This is a genomic window from Janthinobacterium sp. 78, from assembly GCF_003096775.1.
Lineage (GTDB): Bacteria > Pseudomonadota > Gammaproteobacteria > Burkholderiales > Burkholderiaceae_D > Janthinobacterium > Janthinobacterium tructae.
The window spans coordinates 497,611-513,266 of the sequence record NZ_QENT01000001.1 but is presented as its reverse complement, the minus strand read 5'-3'; the positions used below and the strand labels follow the sequence as shown (position 1 = coordinate 513,266).

General features: G+C 63.3%; 15 protein-coding genes. 12 read left to right on the top strand and 3 right to left on the bottom strand.

What is annotated here, in order from left to right:
* The first annotated feature begins 55 nt into the window (after window positions 1–55).
* The 4 genes from metE (at window position 56) to minE (ending at window position 4,449) form a co-directional block, all read left to right on the top strand.
* A complete protein-coding gene (metE, locus tag C8C92_RS02210; protein WP_116742913.1) occupies window positions 56–2,377 on the top strand; it encodes a 5-methyltetrahydropteroyltriglutamate--homocysteine S-methyltransferase in 2,322 nt (773 codons plus the stop codon).
* A gap of 228 nt (window positions 2,378–2,605) precedes the next feature.
* Entirely contained in the window at window positions 2,606–3,343 is a 738-nt protein-coding gene (gene minC, locus C8C92_RS02205; RefSeq protein WP_099761089.1) for a septum site-determining protein MinC, read from the top strand.
* 37 nt (window positions 3,344–3,380) lie between these two features.
* Complete coding sequence (minD, locus tag C8C92_RS02200) at window positions 3,381–4,196, top strand: septum site-determining protein MinD (protein WP_071079934.1); 816 nt, start codon at window positions 3,381–3,383, stop codon at window positions 4,194–4,196.
* 1 nt (window position 4,197) lies between these two features.
* Window positions 4,198–4,449: a cell division topological specificity factor MinE gene (minE, locus tag C8C92_RS02195; protein ID WP_071079935.1), complete on the top strand. Its 252-nt coding sequence runs from the start codon at window positions 4,198–4,200 to the stop codon at window positions 4,447–4,449.
* Between the two features lie 5 nt (window positions 4,450–4,454).
* On the opposite strand, the gene C8C92_RS02190 is transcribed toward minE, so the two are convergent.
* Window positions 4,455–4,958, bottom strand: coding sequence for a hypothetical protein (locus C8C92_RS02190; RefSeq protein WP_116742912.1), 504 nt, complete (start codon window positions 4,956–4,958; stop codon window positions 4,455–4,457).
* A gap of 167 nt (window positions 4,959–5,125) precedes the next feature.
* On the opposite strand from C8C92_RS02190, the gene C8C92_RS02185 reads away from it, so the two are divergent.
* From C8C92_RS02185 to C8C92_RS02155, 7 genes are all read left to right on the top strand, one after another.
* Window positions 5,126–5,815: a response regulator transcription factor gene (locus C8C92_RS02185; protein ID WP_099761091.1), complete on the top strand. Its 690-nt coding sequence runs from the start codon at window positions 5,126–5,128 to the stop codon at window positions 5,813–5,815.
* A gap of 92 nt (window positions 5,816–5,907) precedes the next feature.
* The gene (gene hemA, locus C8C92_RS02180; protein WP_116742911.1) at window positions 5,908–7,182 is read left to right on the top strand and encodes a glutamyl-tRNA reductase; all 1,275 of its coding nucleotides are present in this window, start codon (window positions 5,908–5,910) and stop codon (window positions 7,180–7,182) included.
* Between the two features lie 96 nt (window positions 7,183–7,278).
* The gene (gene prfA / locus C8C92_RS02175; protein ID WP_116742910.1) at window positions 7,279–8,355 is read left to right on the top strand and encodes a peptide chain release factor 1; all 1,077 of its coding nucleotides are present in this window, start codon (window positions 7,279–7,281) and stop codon (window positions 8,353–8,355) included.
* 142 nt (window positions 8,356–8,497) lie between these two features.
* Window positions 8,498–8,968: a disulfide bond formation protein B gene (locus tag C8C92_RS02170; protein ID WP_099764338.1), complete on the top strand. Its 471-nt coding sequence runs from the start codon at window positions 8,498–8,500 to the stop codon at window positions 8,966–8,968.
* Window positions 8,969–8,979: 11 nt separating this feature from the next.
* Entirely contained in the window at window positions 8,980–9,810 is an 831-nt protein-coding gene (prmC, locus tag C8C92_RS02165) for a peptide chain release factor N(5)-glutamine methyltransferase (protein ID WP_116742909.1), read from the top strand.
* A gap of 213 nt (window positions 9,811–10,023) precedes the next feature.
* Window positions 10,024–11,625: a glutamate--cysteine ligase gene (gshA, locus tag C8C92_RS02160; RefSeq protein WP_116742908.1), complete on the top strand. Its 1,602-nt coding sequence runs from the start codon at window positions 10,024–10,026 to the stop codon at window positions 11,623–11,625.
* Between the two features lie 19 nt (window positions 11,626–11,644).
* Window positions 11,645–12,688, top strand: coding sequence for a histone deacetylase family protein (locus C8C92_RS02155; protein ID WP_116742907.1), 1,044 nt, complete (start codon window positions 11,645–11,647; stop codon window positions 12,686–12,688).
* Between the two features lie 81 nt (window positions 12,689–12,769).
* On the opposite strand, the gene C8C92_RS02150 is transcribed toward C8C92_RS02155, so the two are convergent.
* Window positions 12,770–13,558, bottom strand: coding sequence for a LytTR family DNA-binding domain-containing protein (locus tag C8C92_RS02150; RefSeq protein ID WP_243420087.1), 789 nt, complete (start codon window positions 13,556–13,558; stop codon window positions 12,770–12,772).
* Window positions 13,551–14,810, bottom strand: coding sequence for a histidine kinase (locus C8C92_RS02145; protein ID WP_099761097.1), 1,260 nt, complete (start codon window positions 14,808–14,810; stop codon window positions 13,551–13,553). The genes C8C92_RS02150 and C8C92_RS02145 overlap by 8 nt, the downstream gene beginning before the upstream one ends.
* A gap of 285 nt (window positions 14,811–15,095) precedes the next feature.
* On the opposite strand from C8C92_RS02145, the gene C8C92_RS02140 reads away from it, so the two are divergent.
* Window positions 15,096–15,521: an organic hydroperoxide resistance protein gene (locus tag C8C92_RS02140; RefSeq protein ID WP_035823589.1), complete on the top strand. Its 426-nt coding sequence runs from the start codon at window positions 15,096–15,098 to the stop codon at window positions 15,519–15,521.
* Window positions 15,522–15,656 lie beyond the last annotated feature (135 nt).

The window sequence follows — 15,656 nt, the reverse complement described above, 5'->3', positions numbered from 1 at the left end:
TATAGATCAAGTTGCCGCACACTCTAGCGCACTCACATTAAATCTCGATGACATCATGACCATTCGTACCCACATCCTTGGCTTTCCCCGTATCGGTGCCGCGCGTGAACTGAAACTGGCACTGGAAAGCCACTGGCGTGGCGAGGCGTCCGAGGCCGCCCTGGAAGCGACGGGCCAGCAACTGCGCGCGCGCCACTGGGCCTTGCAACGCGATGCCGGGCTCGATTACGTCACCGTCGGCGACTTCGCCTTCTACGATCAGGTGGCCAACCATATCCAGCTGCTGGGCTGCGAACCGGCGCGTTTCCACTTTACGCCGGAGCAATCACCGCTGGCGCGCTATTTCACCATGGCGCGCGGTGACGCAACGCAGGCGCAACACGCGGACTGCGGCCATGCGCACCATAGCAACGCCGCAGGCACTGCCGCGCTGGAAATGACCAAGTGGTTTGACACCAATTACCACTACCTGGTGCCCGAATTGTCGCCGCAGACCCAATTTTCGCTGGCTGGCGAGCGCCTGCTGGCGGAAGTGGCCGAGGCGCAGGCGCTGGGCCACCAGGTCAAGGCGGCCCTGATCGGCCCCCTCACCTTCCTCTGGCTGGGCAAGGAAAAGACGCCGGGCTTCGAGCGTCTGGCCCTGCTGGAACAATTGCTGCCCGTGTACGGCGCCCTGCTCGACCGCCTGAAACAGCAAGGCGTGACGTGGGTGCAGCTCGACGAACCGATTTTGGGCCTGGACTTGCCCAACGCCTGGCGCAGCGCTTTTGAGAGCACCTACTGGCAGCTGAACCAGGTGGGCGTGAATATCTTACTGGCCACGTATTTCTCGCCGCTGGAAGAAAACCTCAGCCTGACCTGCCGCCTGCCCGTGGCCGGCCTGCACGTGGACGGCATCCGCGCGCCGCATGAATTGATCAGCGTGACGGACTGGTTGCCCGCGCATAAAGTCTTGTCGATCGGCATCGTCGACGGGCGCAATATCTGGCGCACCGACCTCGACGCGGCCCTGGCGGTGCTGCAGCCGCTGGCAGCGAGGCGCAACGGCCAGCTATGGCTTGCGCCGTCGTGCTCGCTGCTGCACGTGCCGTTCAGCCTGGAAGCGGAAACGGCGCTCGACGGGGAAATCAAGAGCTGGCTGGCGTTTGCCACGGAGAAACTGACGGAAATCGCCGTCCTCAAGGGCGCGCTCGAAGGCCACCCAGATGACGCCGCGCTGGCCGCATTGGCCATTTCTCGCCTGGTCCTCGCCGGGCGGCGCGCCAGCCCCCGCGTGCAGCGTGCCTCGGTCACGCAGCGTCTGCAAGCGCTCACGCCCACCGTCGACCGCCGCGATTCCAGCTTCCCGCTGCGCCAGGCCGTGCAGCGCGCGCGTTTCCAGCTGCCCGACTTCCCGACGACGACCATCGGCTCCTTCCCGCAGACGGCGGCCATCCGCGCCGCCCGCGCCAGCCATCAACGGGGCGAACTGGCCAGCGCCGACTACGAACAGCAGATGCGCGCCGAAATCGCCCACGCCGTGGGGCGCCAGGAAGCGCTGGGTCTGGACGTGCTGGTGCATGGCGAAGCGGAACGCAAGGACATGGTCGAATACTTCGGCGAGCAACTGGACGGATTCGCCTTCACGCGCCTGGGCTGGGTGCAATCGTACGGCTCGCGCTGTGTGAAACCGCCCGTCATCTACGGCGATGTGCAGCGCCCGGCCGCCATGACGGTGGCCTGGACGGTGCACGCGCAAAGCCTGACGCATAAACCCATGAAGGGCATGCTGACGGGCCCCGTCACGCTCTTGCAATGGTCGTTCGTGCGCGACGACCAGCCGCGCGCCACGACGGCGCTGCAGCTGGCCCTGGCCCTCCGCGACGAGGTGCAAGACCTGGAAACGGCCGGCATCGGCATCATCCAGATCGACGAACCGGCCATCCGCGAAGGCTTGCCGCTGCGCCGCGGTCAGTGGGACGCCTACCTGGACTGGGCCACGCGCGCCTTCCGCATCGCCGCGTCCGTCGTCAGCGACGCGACGCAGATCCACACGCACATGTGCTATGCCGAGTTCAACGACATCCTGCCGCAGATCGCCGCCATGGATGCCGACGTCATCACGTTGGAGACGAGCCGCTCGGACATGGAGTTGCTGACGGGCTTGGGCCAGTTCCAGTATCAGAACGAAATCGGCCCCGGCGTGTACGACATCCACTCGCCGCGCGTCCCCTCGACCGTCGATATGGTGAAATTGCTGCAAAAAGCCAGTGCCGTGATTGCGCCAGCCCATTTATGGGTCAACCCGGACTGCGGCTTGAAGACGCGGGGGTGGGCGGAAACGGAAGCGGCGTTGCGCAATATGGTCGCGGCGGCGCGCCAGATGCGCGCGGCTTGATCCAGAAGTGCGCCGTCAGGGCGCATTCTCAGCAGCTCTTGGGGCGGCGCAGCGGTTTTCCGGGGCGCCGCTCTTGTTTTTTGACAAGAAGTCACTGTTGCCCTGCGGAATAGCACGCGCCAGGCCCCTGATGCTGATTTTTTTGCAGTAGAATGCAAGAAATTTACTGCTCCCATTGTTGCCGTACGGAACATCTGGCCTGCCGCAGTTTCACTTTGATAAATGTTTATGTCCAAAAGCCCGTCGCAGAAGCCTATCGAAATCAAGATTTCCACCGTCGTCGCCGTTTCCGCCATTGTGCATAGCGCCGATACGCAGGCACTCGATGCCGCCTTGCGCGACATGACGGGAGGCGTGGCGGACTTTTTCGAAGATGACCTGGCCGTGCTGGACGTGGCCGACTTGCCGCCTGGCGGCATGCCCGTCGATTGGGCTTCGCTGGTGGCCCTGCTGAAAAAGTACCGCTTGAATGCCGTGGCCGTGCGCAATGCGCCAGCCGAGATGCAGGACGCCATCCTGGCACAAGGCTTGAGCCTCGATAGCGGCAAGACGCGCGACGATGCGCCGCCCAAGGATACGCCCACGGCGGCCGCCCAGGCGGGCGCCGAAGCGCAAGTGATGGTGATCGACACGCCCGTGCGGGCGGGCCAGCGCATTTATGCGCGCGGCTGCGACCTGATCATCACCGCCGTGGTGAACAATGGCGCCGAAATCATCGCCGACGGCAGCATCCATGTGTATTCCTCGCTGTATGGCCGCGCGCTGGCCGGCGCCTCGGGCAATGCCCAGGCGCGCATCTTTGCGCTGGCCATGGAACCGGAACTGGTGTCGATCGCCGGCGTGTACCGCACGTTCGAGGATGGTTTCCCGGCGGAAATGGCACGCGGACCGGCGCAAATTCGTTTGGCTGGAGACAGAATCGATATACACTCTGTCAATCCGGTCACTCCCGTGAACCGCTCTTAAGCTGCACAATTCAAGAGATATCTGAAAAGGATTATTTGTGGCAAGAATTATTGTTGTGACGTCCGGCAAGGGCGGTGTCGGCAAGACGACCTCTAGCGCCAGTTTTTCCACTGGCCTGGCCCTGCGCGGCCACAAGACAGCCGTGCTCGATTTTGACGTGGGTCTGCGCAACCTCGACCTGATCATGGGTTGCGAGCGCCGCGTCGTCTACGACCTGATCAATGTGATCAACAAGGAAGCCACGCTGAACCAGGCCCTGATCAAGGACAAGCACTGCGACAACCTGTTCATCCTGCCCGCGTCGCAAACGCGCGACAAGGATGCCTTGTCGGAAGAAGGCGTGGAACGCGTGTTGAACGACCTGATCAACATGGGTTTCGAGTTCATCATCTGCGATTCGCCGGCCGGCATCGAACATGGCGCGCTGATGGCGCTGACATTTGCCGACGAAGCCATCATCGTCACCAACCCGGAAGTGTCGTCGGTGCGCGATTCGGACCGCATCCTCGGTATCCTGCAAGCGAAGTCGCGCCGCGCGCAGACGGGCGGCGAACCGGTCAAGGAACATTTGCTGATCACCCGTTACTCGCCAAAACGCGTGGAATCGGATGAAATGCTGTCCTACCAGGACGTGCAGGAAATCCTGCGCATCCCGCTGGTGGGCATCATTCCGGAATCGGAACAAGTGCTGGCCGCCTCGAACCAGGGCAATCCGGCCATCCATTTCAAGGGCACGGACGTGGCGCAAGCCTATGAAGACGTGGTCTCGCGTTTCCTCGGCGAAGAGGTCGAGTTGCGCTTTACCAACTATGAAAAGCCTGGATTACTCCAGCGCATTTTTGGGGCGAAGTGATATGGCCTTGCTTTCTTTCCTGTTCCCCCCCAAGCCGAAGACGGCGACCGCCGCCAAGGAACGCCTGCAGATCATCATCGCCCGCGAACGCAGCGGCCGCGGTGGTCCGGACTTCCTGCCCGCCCTGCACAAGGAATTGATCGCCGTCATTTCCAAGTACACCAAGGTCAATGCCGACGACATCAAGATCTCGCTGGACCGCCAGGGCAACCTGGAGGTACTCGACGTCAACGTGGTGCTGCCGGACGCTTAAGGTCTTTACTCCGGCCTGACCGTGAGCAATTCCTGCGCCACCGCGGCGCAGGCATTCACGTGCTGGTTGCCGATCTGGCGGAACACGGCGTAGCCGATGGCTGCCGCCACCACCTGCCCGGCGAACGGCACGAAGCGCGCCACCTGCTTGGTGGCAATCTTGACACCACTGCGCTTGAGCAGCTGGAGGATCAGTTCGCGCGACACCAGCTTTCCCACCAGCATGCCGCCCATGCCCACCGCCGCGCGGTAGGCCATCATCTTGAACTGCGGGTTGAGGCGCTCGATCTGCTCGGGCGTCAGACCGAATTCGTGGTTGATATCGTTGATCAGCATGGAAAACAGGCCGACATCGGACATCAGGTCGATACCGGGAATGGGAATGGCCGAGGCGCCCGCCGACATCACGGCACGCCGCTGCACCAGGCGCCGGCAACGCTCGCGCACTTGCTCGATTTCGGCATGACTGGCCGGTATCAGAGTCCAATCGGTACTGCTCTTGTCTGTCATTGCCATTTCTCCGCGGTGAGGGTAGATGAACAAGTGTAACGTAAAGAATGTGGCCACCGATTTCACTGGACACAGTTGCAATCTCTGTTATATTTCACTTGAGCATTCCTTAACATTACGATAAGCAGAGCGGACCGTCTGTTTGTTGCTACACACTCCAGCCCATTATGCGAATTGCCGTACTCGATAGCGACCATAGTCAGGCAGAACTGATCTGCCAGGTGCTCACCGCCGCCGGCCACGCTTGCCACGAGTTTCAGAGTGGTAAGGAAATGCTGGGGCAACTGCGCAAGGACAGTTGCGACATGCTCATCCTTGACTGGCATGTGAGCGATCTGGATGGCGCGGAAGTACTGCGCCGTGCCCGGGAAAAACTGGCGCCGAAGGCGCCCGTGTTGTTTATGACCAACAGCTCGGGCGAAGACGATGTGGTGGCCGGCATGACGGCCGGTGCCGACGACTACATGATCAAGCCCCTGCGGCGCAGCGAACTGACTTTACGCACCCAGGCGCTGCTGCGCGTGGCCTACCCGTCGCAGAATGGCGCCGAGTATTTGCAATTTGGTCATTACACGTTTGAAACCCGCCCCGGCCGCCTGCTGAAGGATGGCGAAGTGCTGGACGTGACGCACAAGGAATTCGCCCTGGCGCTGCTGTTTTTCCGCAACATGGGCCGTCCCCTGTCGCGCGCCTACATCCACGAAGCCGTGTGGCAGCGCGACACGGCCCTGCCCTCGCGCACCATGGATACCCACGTCTCGCGCGTGCGCAACAAACTGCAGCTGAAACCGGAACACGGCTACCGCCTCGTGCCCGTCTACAGTTATGGCTATCGCCTGGAAAAACTGGGCGGGTGACGCCCACGCATCCGGACGAAAACGGGCGAACTGCTCAAAGAGCGGGCACAAGGCGTTATAATGTCGGCATAAGAATTCCCAACAGCCCTGAAATGCAACTGCTCGCCGTCGGCCTCAACCATACCACCGCCCCAGTGTCGCTCCGCGAACAGCTGGCGTTTGCGCCTGAGCACTTGGGTTCGGCGGTGATGGCGGCGCGCACCTGGTTCCAGCGCATCGACCTGCGCGACAACGACGAAGCGGCCATCCTCTCGACCTGCAACCGCACGGAATTGTATGCGGCCAGCCATGTGCCGAACCCGCTCGACGCGGGCGCGCATTTCCTGGCCGATTATCACCAGCTCAACTACAGCGAGCTGCGCCCCCACTTGTATATGCTGCCGCAGCACGATGCCGTGCGCCATACCTTCCGCGTCGCCTCCGGGCTCGATTCGATGGTGCTGGGCGAAACGCAGATCCTGGGGCAGATCAAGGACGCCATCCGCACGGCCGACGAGGCGGGCGGCCTGGGCACGTATCTGCACCAGTTGTTCCAGCGCAGTTTTTCGGTCGCCAAGGAAGTGCGCAGCAGCACGGAAATCGGCGCCCACAGCGTTTCCATGGCGGCCGCCGCCGTGCGCCTGTCGCAGCGCATCTTCGACAAGATCGCCGAGCAAAACGTGCTGTTCATCGGCGCCGGCGAAATGATCGAATTGTGCGCCACCCACTTTGCCGCGCAAAATCCGAAAAGCATCACGATTGCCAACCGCACCATGGAACGGGGCGAGGAACTGGCGCACCGCTTCAACGGCAAGGCCATCCGCCTGGCGGACTTGCCAGAAATGTTGCACCAGTTCGACATCGTCATCTCGTGCACGGCGTCCTCGTTACCGCTGCTGGGCCTGGGCCTGGTCGAGCGCGCCATCAAGGCGCGCCGCCACAAACCGATGTTCATGGTCGACCTGGCCGTGCCGCGCGACATCGAATCGGAAGTGGGCCGCCTGAACGACGTCTTCCTGTACACGGTCGACGACCTGGGCAAGGTCGTGCAGACGGGCCTGGAAAGCCGGCAAGCGGCCGTGGCGCAAGCCGAGACCATCATCGAGACGCGCGTGCAATCGTTCATGAGCTGGGTCGACGACCGCGCCATGGTGCCCGTCATCCAGCATTTGCATGAAAACAGCGAAGCGCTGCGCCTGATGGAAGTGGAACGGGCGCGCAAGATGCTGGCCAAGGGCGCCGACATCGACGCCGTGCTCGAAGCGCTGTCGAAAGGCTTGACGGCCAAGTTCCTGCACGGCCCGCAGCAGGCGCTGCACCAGGCGCAAGGCGACGAGCGCAAGCAACTGGTCACCCTGCTGCCAAAACTGTTCCGCCCCCGCCGTTAGCGCAGCCCCGCTGGCCGCCCGCGCGCGGCTACCCCTGCCCGCCTGCCGGGTCTGCCGGACCCGCACCATCCCTACACTCTTTTACCGCGAATCGCTATGAAACCATCCATGCTGGGCAAACTCGATCAACTGGCGAACCGCCTGGTCGAACTCGACGAACTGTTGATGCACCCGGACGCCACGTCGAACATGGACAGCTACCGCAAGATGACGCGCGAGCACGCCGAACTGGGCCCGCTGGTGGCGCTGTACCATTGCTACCAGGAAGCGGGCAACGATATCTCCACGGCGCAAGAGATGCTGGGCGACCCGGACATGAAGGAATTCGCGCAGGAAGAGATCGAGGCGGCGAAAGCCACCATGGCGCGCCTGGAACGCGAATTGCAAACCATGCTGCTGCCGAAGGATGTCAACGACGAGCGCAATATCTTCCTGGAAATTCGCGCCGGCACGGGCGGTGATGAATCGGCGCTGTTCGCCGGCGATTTATTGCGCATGTATTCGCGCTTTGCCGAACGCAACCGCTGGCAGGTGGAACTCGTGTCGTCGTCCGACTCCGACCTGGGCGGCTACCGCGAAGTGATCGTGCGCGTGGTCGGCAATGGTGCGTATTCGAAGCTGAAATTCGAGTCGGGCGGCCACCGCGTGCAGCGCGTGCCGGCCACGGAAACGCAGGGCCGCATCCACACGTCCGCCTGCACGGTGGCGGTGATGCCGGAGGCCGATGAAGTGGAAGACGTCAACATCAACCCGGCCGACCTGCGCATCGACACCTACCGCGCCTCGGGCGCGGGCGGACAGCACATCAACAAGACCGATTCGGCCGTGCGCATCACCCACTTGCCGACCGGTATCGTGGTGGAATGCCAGGATGACCGCAGCCAGCACAAGAACAAGGCGCAAGCGATGAAAGTGCTGGCCGCGCGCATCAAGGACGTGCAGCTGCGCGAGCAGCAGTCGAAGGAAGCGGCCACGCGCAAGAGCCTGATCGGCTCGGGCGACCGCAGCGAGCGCATCCGCACCTATAACTTCCCGCAGGGCCGCCTGACGGACCACCGCATCAATCTGACCTTGTACAAGCTGGACTTCATCATGGATGGGGATTTGACGGACTTGACGAATGCGCTGGCGGCAGAGCACCAGGCGGAGCTGCTGGCAGCGCTGGGCGATTAAGTAACCCACGCAAGGGCCGGGGTCGGACCCTGAGGGTCCGACCCCAGATTCTGCCTTTGGGTTTAAGTAGCGGCTAAGCAATAAAAATCCGGCCTTGTGCGAAAATGACCAGCTCGATTCCATCCACTTCACCGTGTCGCCCATGAAAAATTCACGCACCGTCCTCCTGTTGATCGCCGCCCTGTGTTTCCTGATGCTGGGCGTGGCCATGTATTTGCAGCATGCCATGCACATGGCGCCGTGCCCGCTGTGCGTGATCCAGCGCTACCTGTTCCTCGCCATCGGCATCGCCTGCCTGGCTGGCGCGGCGGCAAACAAACCGAAAATCGGCGCCGGCATCGGTGTCTTGGCGGCCCTGGGTGGCCTGGGCGTGGGCGCCAAGCATTTGTACGTACTGGCCAACCCCGGCTTCTCGTGCGGCATCGACCCGGTGGAAACGGCGCTGAACAAGATCTTCACGGCTGAACTCATGCCGTTCATGTTTGAATCATATGGCGCCTGCGAAAACGCCGGCGAGCCGTTTTTCGGCCTGTCGATCCCGCAATGGGCGTTCATCTGGTTCGCCATCTTCGCCATCGGCCTGCTGTGGACCTTGCTGCGCCGTCAGAAATAATTGAAAGCACCATGCCAGAAACACTGATCCCCGCCGGCAGCACTGTCGGCGCGCTGCAAATCCGTCCGCTGCTCGATCCGCTCGACAACCGCATCCTGCTGGGCCACGCGCTGGGCTTGTCGCGCGTCTCGCTGATCACGCAATCGGAGCGCGTGCTCACTTCCGATGAAACCGAACGCCTGTCAGGCTTGCTGGCGCGCCGCCTGCAAGGCGAACCGATCGCCTACATCGTTGGCCAACGCGAATTCTTCGGCCTGCCATTTGAAGTCAACGACGCTGTGCTGATTCCCCGCCCCGACACGGAAGTGCTGGTGGAACTGGCGCTCGATCGCCTGCCGCCCGGCGGACGGGTGCTCGACATGGGCACGGGCAGCGGCGCCATCGCCGTCGCGCTGGCGTACACGCGGCCCGACGCCGTCGTCACGGCCCTGGACGTCAGCAGCACGGCCCTGGCCGTGGCGCGCCGCAACGCCAGCGCCAACGGCGTCAACATCACCTTCATGGCCAGCGACTGGTTCGAAGCGCTGGGCACGGAAAAATTCGACCTGATCGTCTCCAATCCCCCCTACATCGCCAGCGGCGACCGCCACCTGGCCGAAGGCGATTTGCGCTTCGAGCCGGCCGGTGCGCTGACCGACCACGCGGACGGCCTGTCGGCCCTGCGCACCATCGTCTCCGGCGCCGGGCGCCACCTGGCATCGGGCGCCTGGCTGCTGCTGGAGCACGGCTACGACCAGGCCGTATCCGTGCGCGGCTTGCTGGCCGACGCCGGCTACAGCAAAGTACAGAGCTGGCGCGACCTGGCCGGCATCGAGCGCGTCAGCGGCGCCCGCCTGGGCTGACCGCCATCTGCGCAAAGCTTGACCCGGCGGCGCGCCAGATCCCCCCGCAGTTTGTTAAAATATCAAGCGCATTCCTGACCGAAGCGCCGCCCTTCTTGCCCGGGGCGGATGCTGGCGACGCGGCGTTTTTTGGGCCGGCGCCGACGCATTTGCCAAAATTCGGTTAATCTCAGCACAAATTATTTATATGCTGCACAAGAAAGGAAGCTCAAATTGCCCAACCTGTTGACTCGCCGCCTGGCATTGCTGACCGAAGATGCCAACCGCGCGCTGCTGGGCGGCTTGCGCGGCATCGAGCGTGAAACCCTGCGCGTCGACCCTGCCGGCCATCTGGCTTCCACGCCCCACCCCGCCGCCCTGGGCTCGGCACTGACGCACCCTGAAATCACCACCGACTACGCCGAAGCGCTGCTCGAATTCATCACCCCGGCCGAAAGCGACATCGCCACGACATTAAGCAAGCTGGATACCGTGCACCGCCACGCCTACAGCCGCCTCGGTGACGAGTTGCTGTGGAGCCAGTCGATGCCCTGCCAGTTGCCGCCCGAAGCACAAATTGAAATCGCCAACTACGGCAGCTCGAACATGGGCATGCTCAAGCACGTCTACCGGCGCGGCTTGGCCTTGCGCTACGGCAAGGCCATGCAATGCATCGCCGGCATCCATTACAACTATTCGCTCGACGAACAGCTGTGGCAAGTGCTCGCCAGCAACCCGGACACCAGCGCCAGCCCGACGCAGGCAGCTGCCTCGCCGAAAGACGTGCAGTCGGAAAGCTATCTGGCGACGATCCGCAATTTCCGCCGCTACAGCTGGCTGCTGATGTACCTGTTCGGCGCTTCGCCGGCGCTGTCGGCCGGTTTCCTGCGCGGCCGCGCGCACAAGCTCGACACCTTGTCCGACGACACCCTGTTCCTGCCGTATGCCACCAGCCTGCGCATGAGCGACCTCGGCTACCAGAACGATGCCCAGTCGGGTCTGCGCCCGCACGAAAACAGCCTCGAAGACTACGTCAGCGCCCTCACGCATGCCGTCAACGATCCGTATCCGCCGTATGCGGCGCTGGGCACGAAGAAGGATGGCGAGTGGATTCAATTGTCCACCAATGTGCTGCAGATCGAAAATGAATACTATTCGACCATCCGCCCGAAGCGCGTGATCCGCACGGGCGAGCGCCCGATCCAGGCCCTGTGCCTGCGCGGCGTGCAATACATCGAAGTGCGCTGCATGGATGTCGACCCGTTCGAACCGGTCGGCATCAGCCTGGAAACGGGCCGCTTCCTCGACGCGTTTTTGCTGTTCTGCGCGCTCGACGACAGTGCGCCGATTTCTGCCGAGCAAAGCGCCTGCTACACGCACAATTTTGCGCGTACCGTCAAGGAAGGCCGCACGCCGGGCCTGACCCTGCACCGCGATGGCGAGGAAATCAGCTTGCAGGCGTGGGGCGAGCAATTGCTGGCGCGCATCGCGCCCGTGGCAGCGCTGCTCGACGCGCGCCACGGTGGCACGCAGCACGCGGACAGCCTGGCGGCGCAAGCCGTCAAACTGGCCGACCCGGACACGACGCCATCGGCCAAGGTCTTGGCCGAGCTGCGCGCCAACGGCGGTTCGTTTGCCGCCTTCGGCCTGCGCCAGAGCGAACGCCACGCCGCCTACTTCCGCGCGCAGCCAGCAAGCAAGGAACAAAGCGCGTATTTCGACGCGATGGCCGCCAGCTCGCTGGCCGAGCAGCGCGCCATGGAAGCGGCGCCCGCCGGCAGCTTCGACGATTTCGTCGCCGCCTACCGCGCCAGCACCCTGTGCTCGCACACCTGACCTTGCACAAAACGCCCCGATGCTGACCTTCTACAATGAATTGCACAGCCAGCACCGGGGCCGCTTCGAGCTATTTCGCGGCACCATGGTACCCTGCTTCGAGACGCCCGAACGGGCCGACATGGTGGTGGCCGAACTGGGACGGCGCAACCTGGGCCGCATCGTCACGCCGCACGGTGTACCACTGACGTCGCTGGAGCGCATCCACACGCCCCGTTACCTGCACTTCCTGCGCCACGCCTGGCACGACTGGCTGGCGCTCGACCCGGACAATGCCAACAAGGATGCCTTGCCATCCGTGTGGCCCGTGCGCACCTTGCGCAGCGATATCGAACCGGACGACTTCACGGCCAAGCTGGGCCTGTATTCGATGGACAATGGCACGCCGCTGACGGCCGGCACATGGACGGCGGCCAAGACGGGCGCCGACTGCGCCGTCAACGCGGCGCATGCGCTGCGCCTGGGAGAACGCGCCACGTTCGCCCTGACGCGCCCGCCGGGCCACCATGCGGGCAGCGATTTCTTTGGCGGCTACTGTTTTCTGAACAACGCGGCCCTGGCCGCGCAGCACCTGCTCGACGACGGCGCCAGCAAGGTCGCCATCCTCGACATCGACTATCACCACGGCAACGGCACGCAGAGCATTTTCTATGCGCGCAGCGACGTGCTGTTCGCCTCGATCCACGCCGACCCGCGCAGCGAATATCCGTTTTACCTGGGCCACGCCGATGAAACGGGCAGCGGCGCGGGGCTCGGCTACAACGTCAACCTGCCGCTGCCGGCCGGCAGCACCACCGCCAGCTGGTTCGCCGCGCTGGAAACGGCTTGCCTGCGCATCAATATGTACGCGCCCGACGCGCTGGTGGTGTCGCTCGGCGTCGACACCTTCGCCGGCGACCCGCTGTCGCACTTCGCCCTGCAAAGCGGCGACTACCTGCGCGTGGGCGAACGCCTGGCGCATCTGAACCTGCCCACCGCCTTCATCCTCGAAGGCGGCTATGCGGTGAAGGAACTGGGTATCAATGTCGTCAATGTGCTTGAAGGTTTTGAGACCGCGGAGTAATTCTGGGGTCAGCCCCCCGTCCACGTTGACGGTGAGCCTGGCGTTAGCGGTGTTGAGGGTCTGACCCCGGCTTTAGCAGCGCTACATATTCCGGAACAAGGCCATGAACGGCTGGCTCACGGCCAGGGTTTCCGGCCGCGTTTTCAGGCGCAACACACCGCGTCCCACTTCGTCGCGCGTGACCGACGCCACCATCTTCATGTTGACGATGGTGGAACGGTGAATCTGCTTGAAAATGGCCGGATCGAGCACGTCGAGCAGTTCGCGGATCGGCTTGCGCAGCAGCGCCTCACCGTCCGCCGTCATGACGGCCGTGTACTTGGTATCGGACTGAAAGTAGGCGATGTCTTCCACCATGATCAGGCGCGTATCCTTGCCGCTGCTGGCCGTCAGCCACACCAGCGGCGGCGACTTGGCCGCCGCCGGCAAGGCGCGGCTCAATTGCTGCAGCAAGCCAGCCAGCGCGCCGTCGCCCACCGTTCCCTTGCCGGCCCGCGCCTGCAGGCGCTGCAAGGTCGCTTGCAGGCGCTCGCGGGCGATGGGTTTCAACAAGTAATCGACGGCGCCCTTGTCGAAGGCATCGATCGCGTACTGGTCGTAGGCGGTGACGAACACCACCTGGGTGGCGGGGCTGGCGTCGAGCGCGCCAGCGGCCACTTCCAGCCCCGTCAAACCCGGCATGCGGATATCCAGGAAGGCAACGTCGGGTCGCAGGGTGGCGATGGCGTCGAGCGCCGTGCCGCCGTCGTCGCAGGCGGCGACGATGCGCAGTGACGGCCACTCTTCGGTCAGCAGGGCCACCAGCGCATCGCGCAGCAGGCTTTCATCTTCGGCGATGACGCAGGTCATGCCGCTCAAGGTTTCATCCATACGACACTCCTTGCGCCGTGCTGTCAGGCACCGTGATGGTGGCCGTCACACCATCGGGGAAATTGGCGACTATGGCAAACGCGGCGGCATTGCCGTAGGTCAGGCGCAGGCGTTCGCGCACATTGCGTAAACCAATGCCCGTACCGGCGCCGTCGTCGCTGAAACCCTTGCCGTCGTCGGCCACCGTGACGATCACCGTGCCATCGCCGCTGCGCGCCATGATCCAGATGGTGCCGCCGCCGCTCTTCGGCTCCAGGCCATGCTTGATGGCGTTTTCCACCAGGGTTTGCAGCATCATCGGCGGCAGCTCTGCCTGGCGCAGGTATTGTGGTACCTCAATCTGCAGGTTCAGGCGTGCGCCCATGCGGATTTTCAAAATATCGAGGTAGGCGCGCGCCCGTTCCAGCTCCGTGCCCAGGGTCGACATGGCTTGCTCCGTGCGCGGCAGCGAATGGCGCAGGTACAAAATCAGATTGCCCAGCATCTCGTCGGCGCGCACGGGGTCGCTGCGCGTGAGCAGCTGCGCGCTGGCCAGGGTGTTGTACAGGAAGTGCGGCTCGACCTGCGCATGCAGCAGGCTCAGCTTGGCCACCGTGAGTTCCTTTTCCGTCACCGTCTGACGTGCCTCGGCCTGCTCGCCGCGGCGGCGCTGCGCCACGCGGCGCGTCATCGCCCGGGTCACCGCTTCCGCGTTTTCCAGGTTGCTGCCATGGTCGACGAGGAACCAGTCGGTCCAGGCATTGCGCGCCGGCTCGCAGATCAGGGTCACGCTGCCCGCCTCGCCATTTGGCGTAACGGTGGCGAGGATCTGGTTCGGCCGCGGCTCCAGAAAACCCAGCAGACGCATGCGGGGCAAGCCCGTGTGCGTGTACGGCGCCGCGCGGCGCACTCTAGCCTGCACCTGCAGGCTGTCGCGCGCGCTTTCGACCACTTCGCTGCCCGGCAGTTCGCGGATGGCCGCGTCGATCATGTCGAATACCTCGCCCGCCTCGAACGGGATCTCGATCTGGCGCCGCTGGCGGCTCGACAGCGTGCCGGCATTGACGGTGCCGGCGATCAGGCGCACGCGCCGCACATGCGAAAACGCATTCGTGATGACGGCGCTGGCCAGCAGCGCGCCGACGATGACAAAAAAGCCTTCCGTATGCCCGAAGATATAGCGCAGAAAATTCTCGACCAGAATCGCCATGGCGATGATGTAAGTGAGCATCGTGGCCAAGGTGATGCGCAGGATAAAGAAGAGGCTAGTCATGATTTTTTCCTTGGGGTGTGAAGTGGGCCCAGCATAACCATCGCCCCCGGCGACGGTGGCCATTATGCGACGGAAGGGCAATACTGGCGACAAAGGCAAGAAAATAAAGCACAAATATGCGTCGCCCGAAAATAAAATCGCTTGCAATTAAATAGTGCACGATATATATTGAGCACATGGACGCCGGCAATCGCTTCTGCAGACGGGCATCCTGGGGCACTAGCCCATGAAACAAGTAGCACACTATTTAGTCGTTAACTATTTAATTTACTCAAGGAAACCACCATGTCGATCAAACAAGTCCTGTACCGCGCACAAGCCACCGCCACCGGAGGCCGCGAAGGCCGTGCCGTGTCGTCCGACAATGTGCTGGACGTCAAGCTGACCACGCCGAAAGAACTGGGCGGCAATGGCGCAGTGGGCACCAATCCGGAACAACTGTTCGCCGCCGGCTACTCGGCCTGCTTCATCGGCGCCATGAAATTCGTCGGTGGCCGCGACAAGATCGCCTTGCCGGCAGACCTGTCCATTGAAGGCAACGTCGGCATCGGCGCCATCGACACGGGCTTCGGCATCGAAGTGGAGCTGAAAATTTCGCTGCCGGGCATGGAGCGCGCCGCCGCCGAAGCGCTGGTCGCCGCCGCCCACATCGTGTGCCCTTACTCGAACGCCACGCGCGGCAACATCGACGTTACCCTGACCATCGTATGATGGCACCTGACATAAGCTACTGCGCGTCGCGCTTTGCGGCCGGCGATGCTCACCGTGCTCCAGCACGGTTGCGCTTCTCGGCCACAAATCACTGCCGCTCGCTACGCTTCTGTCAGGCGCGGTAAGCCAGAGGTT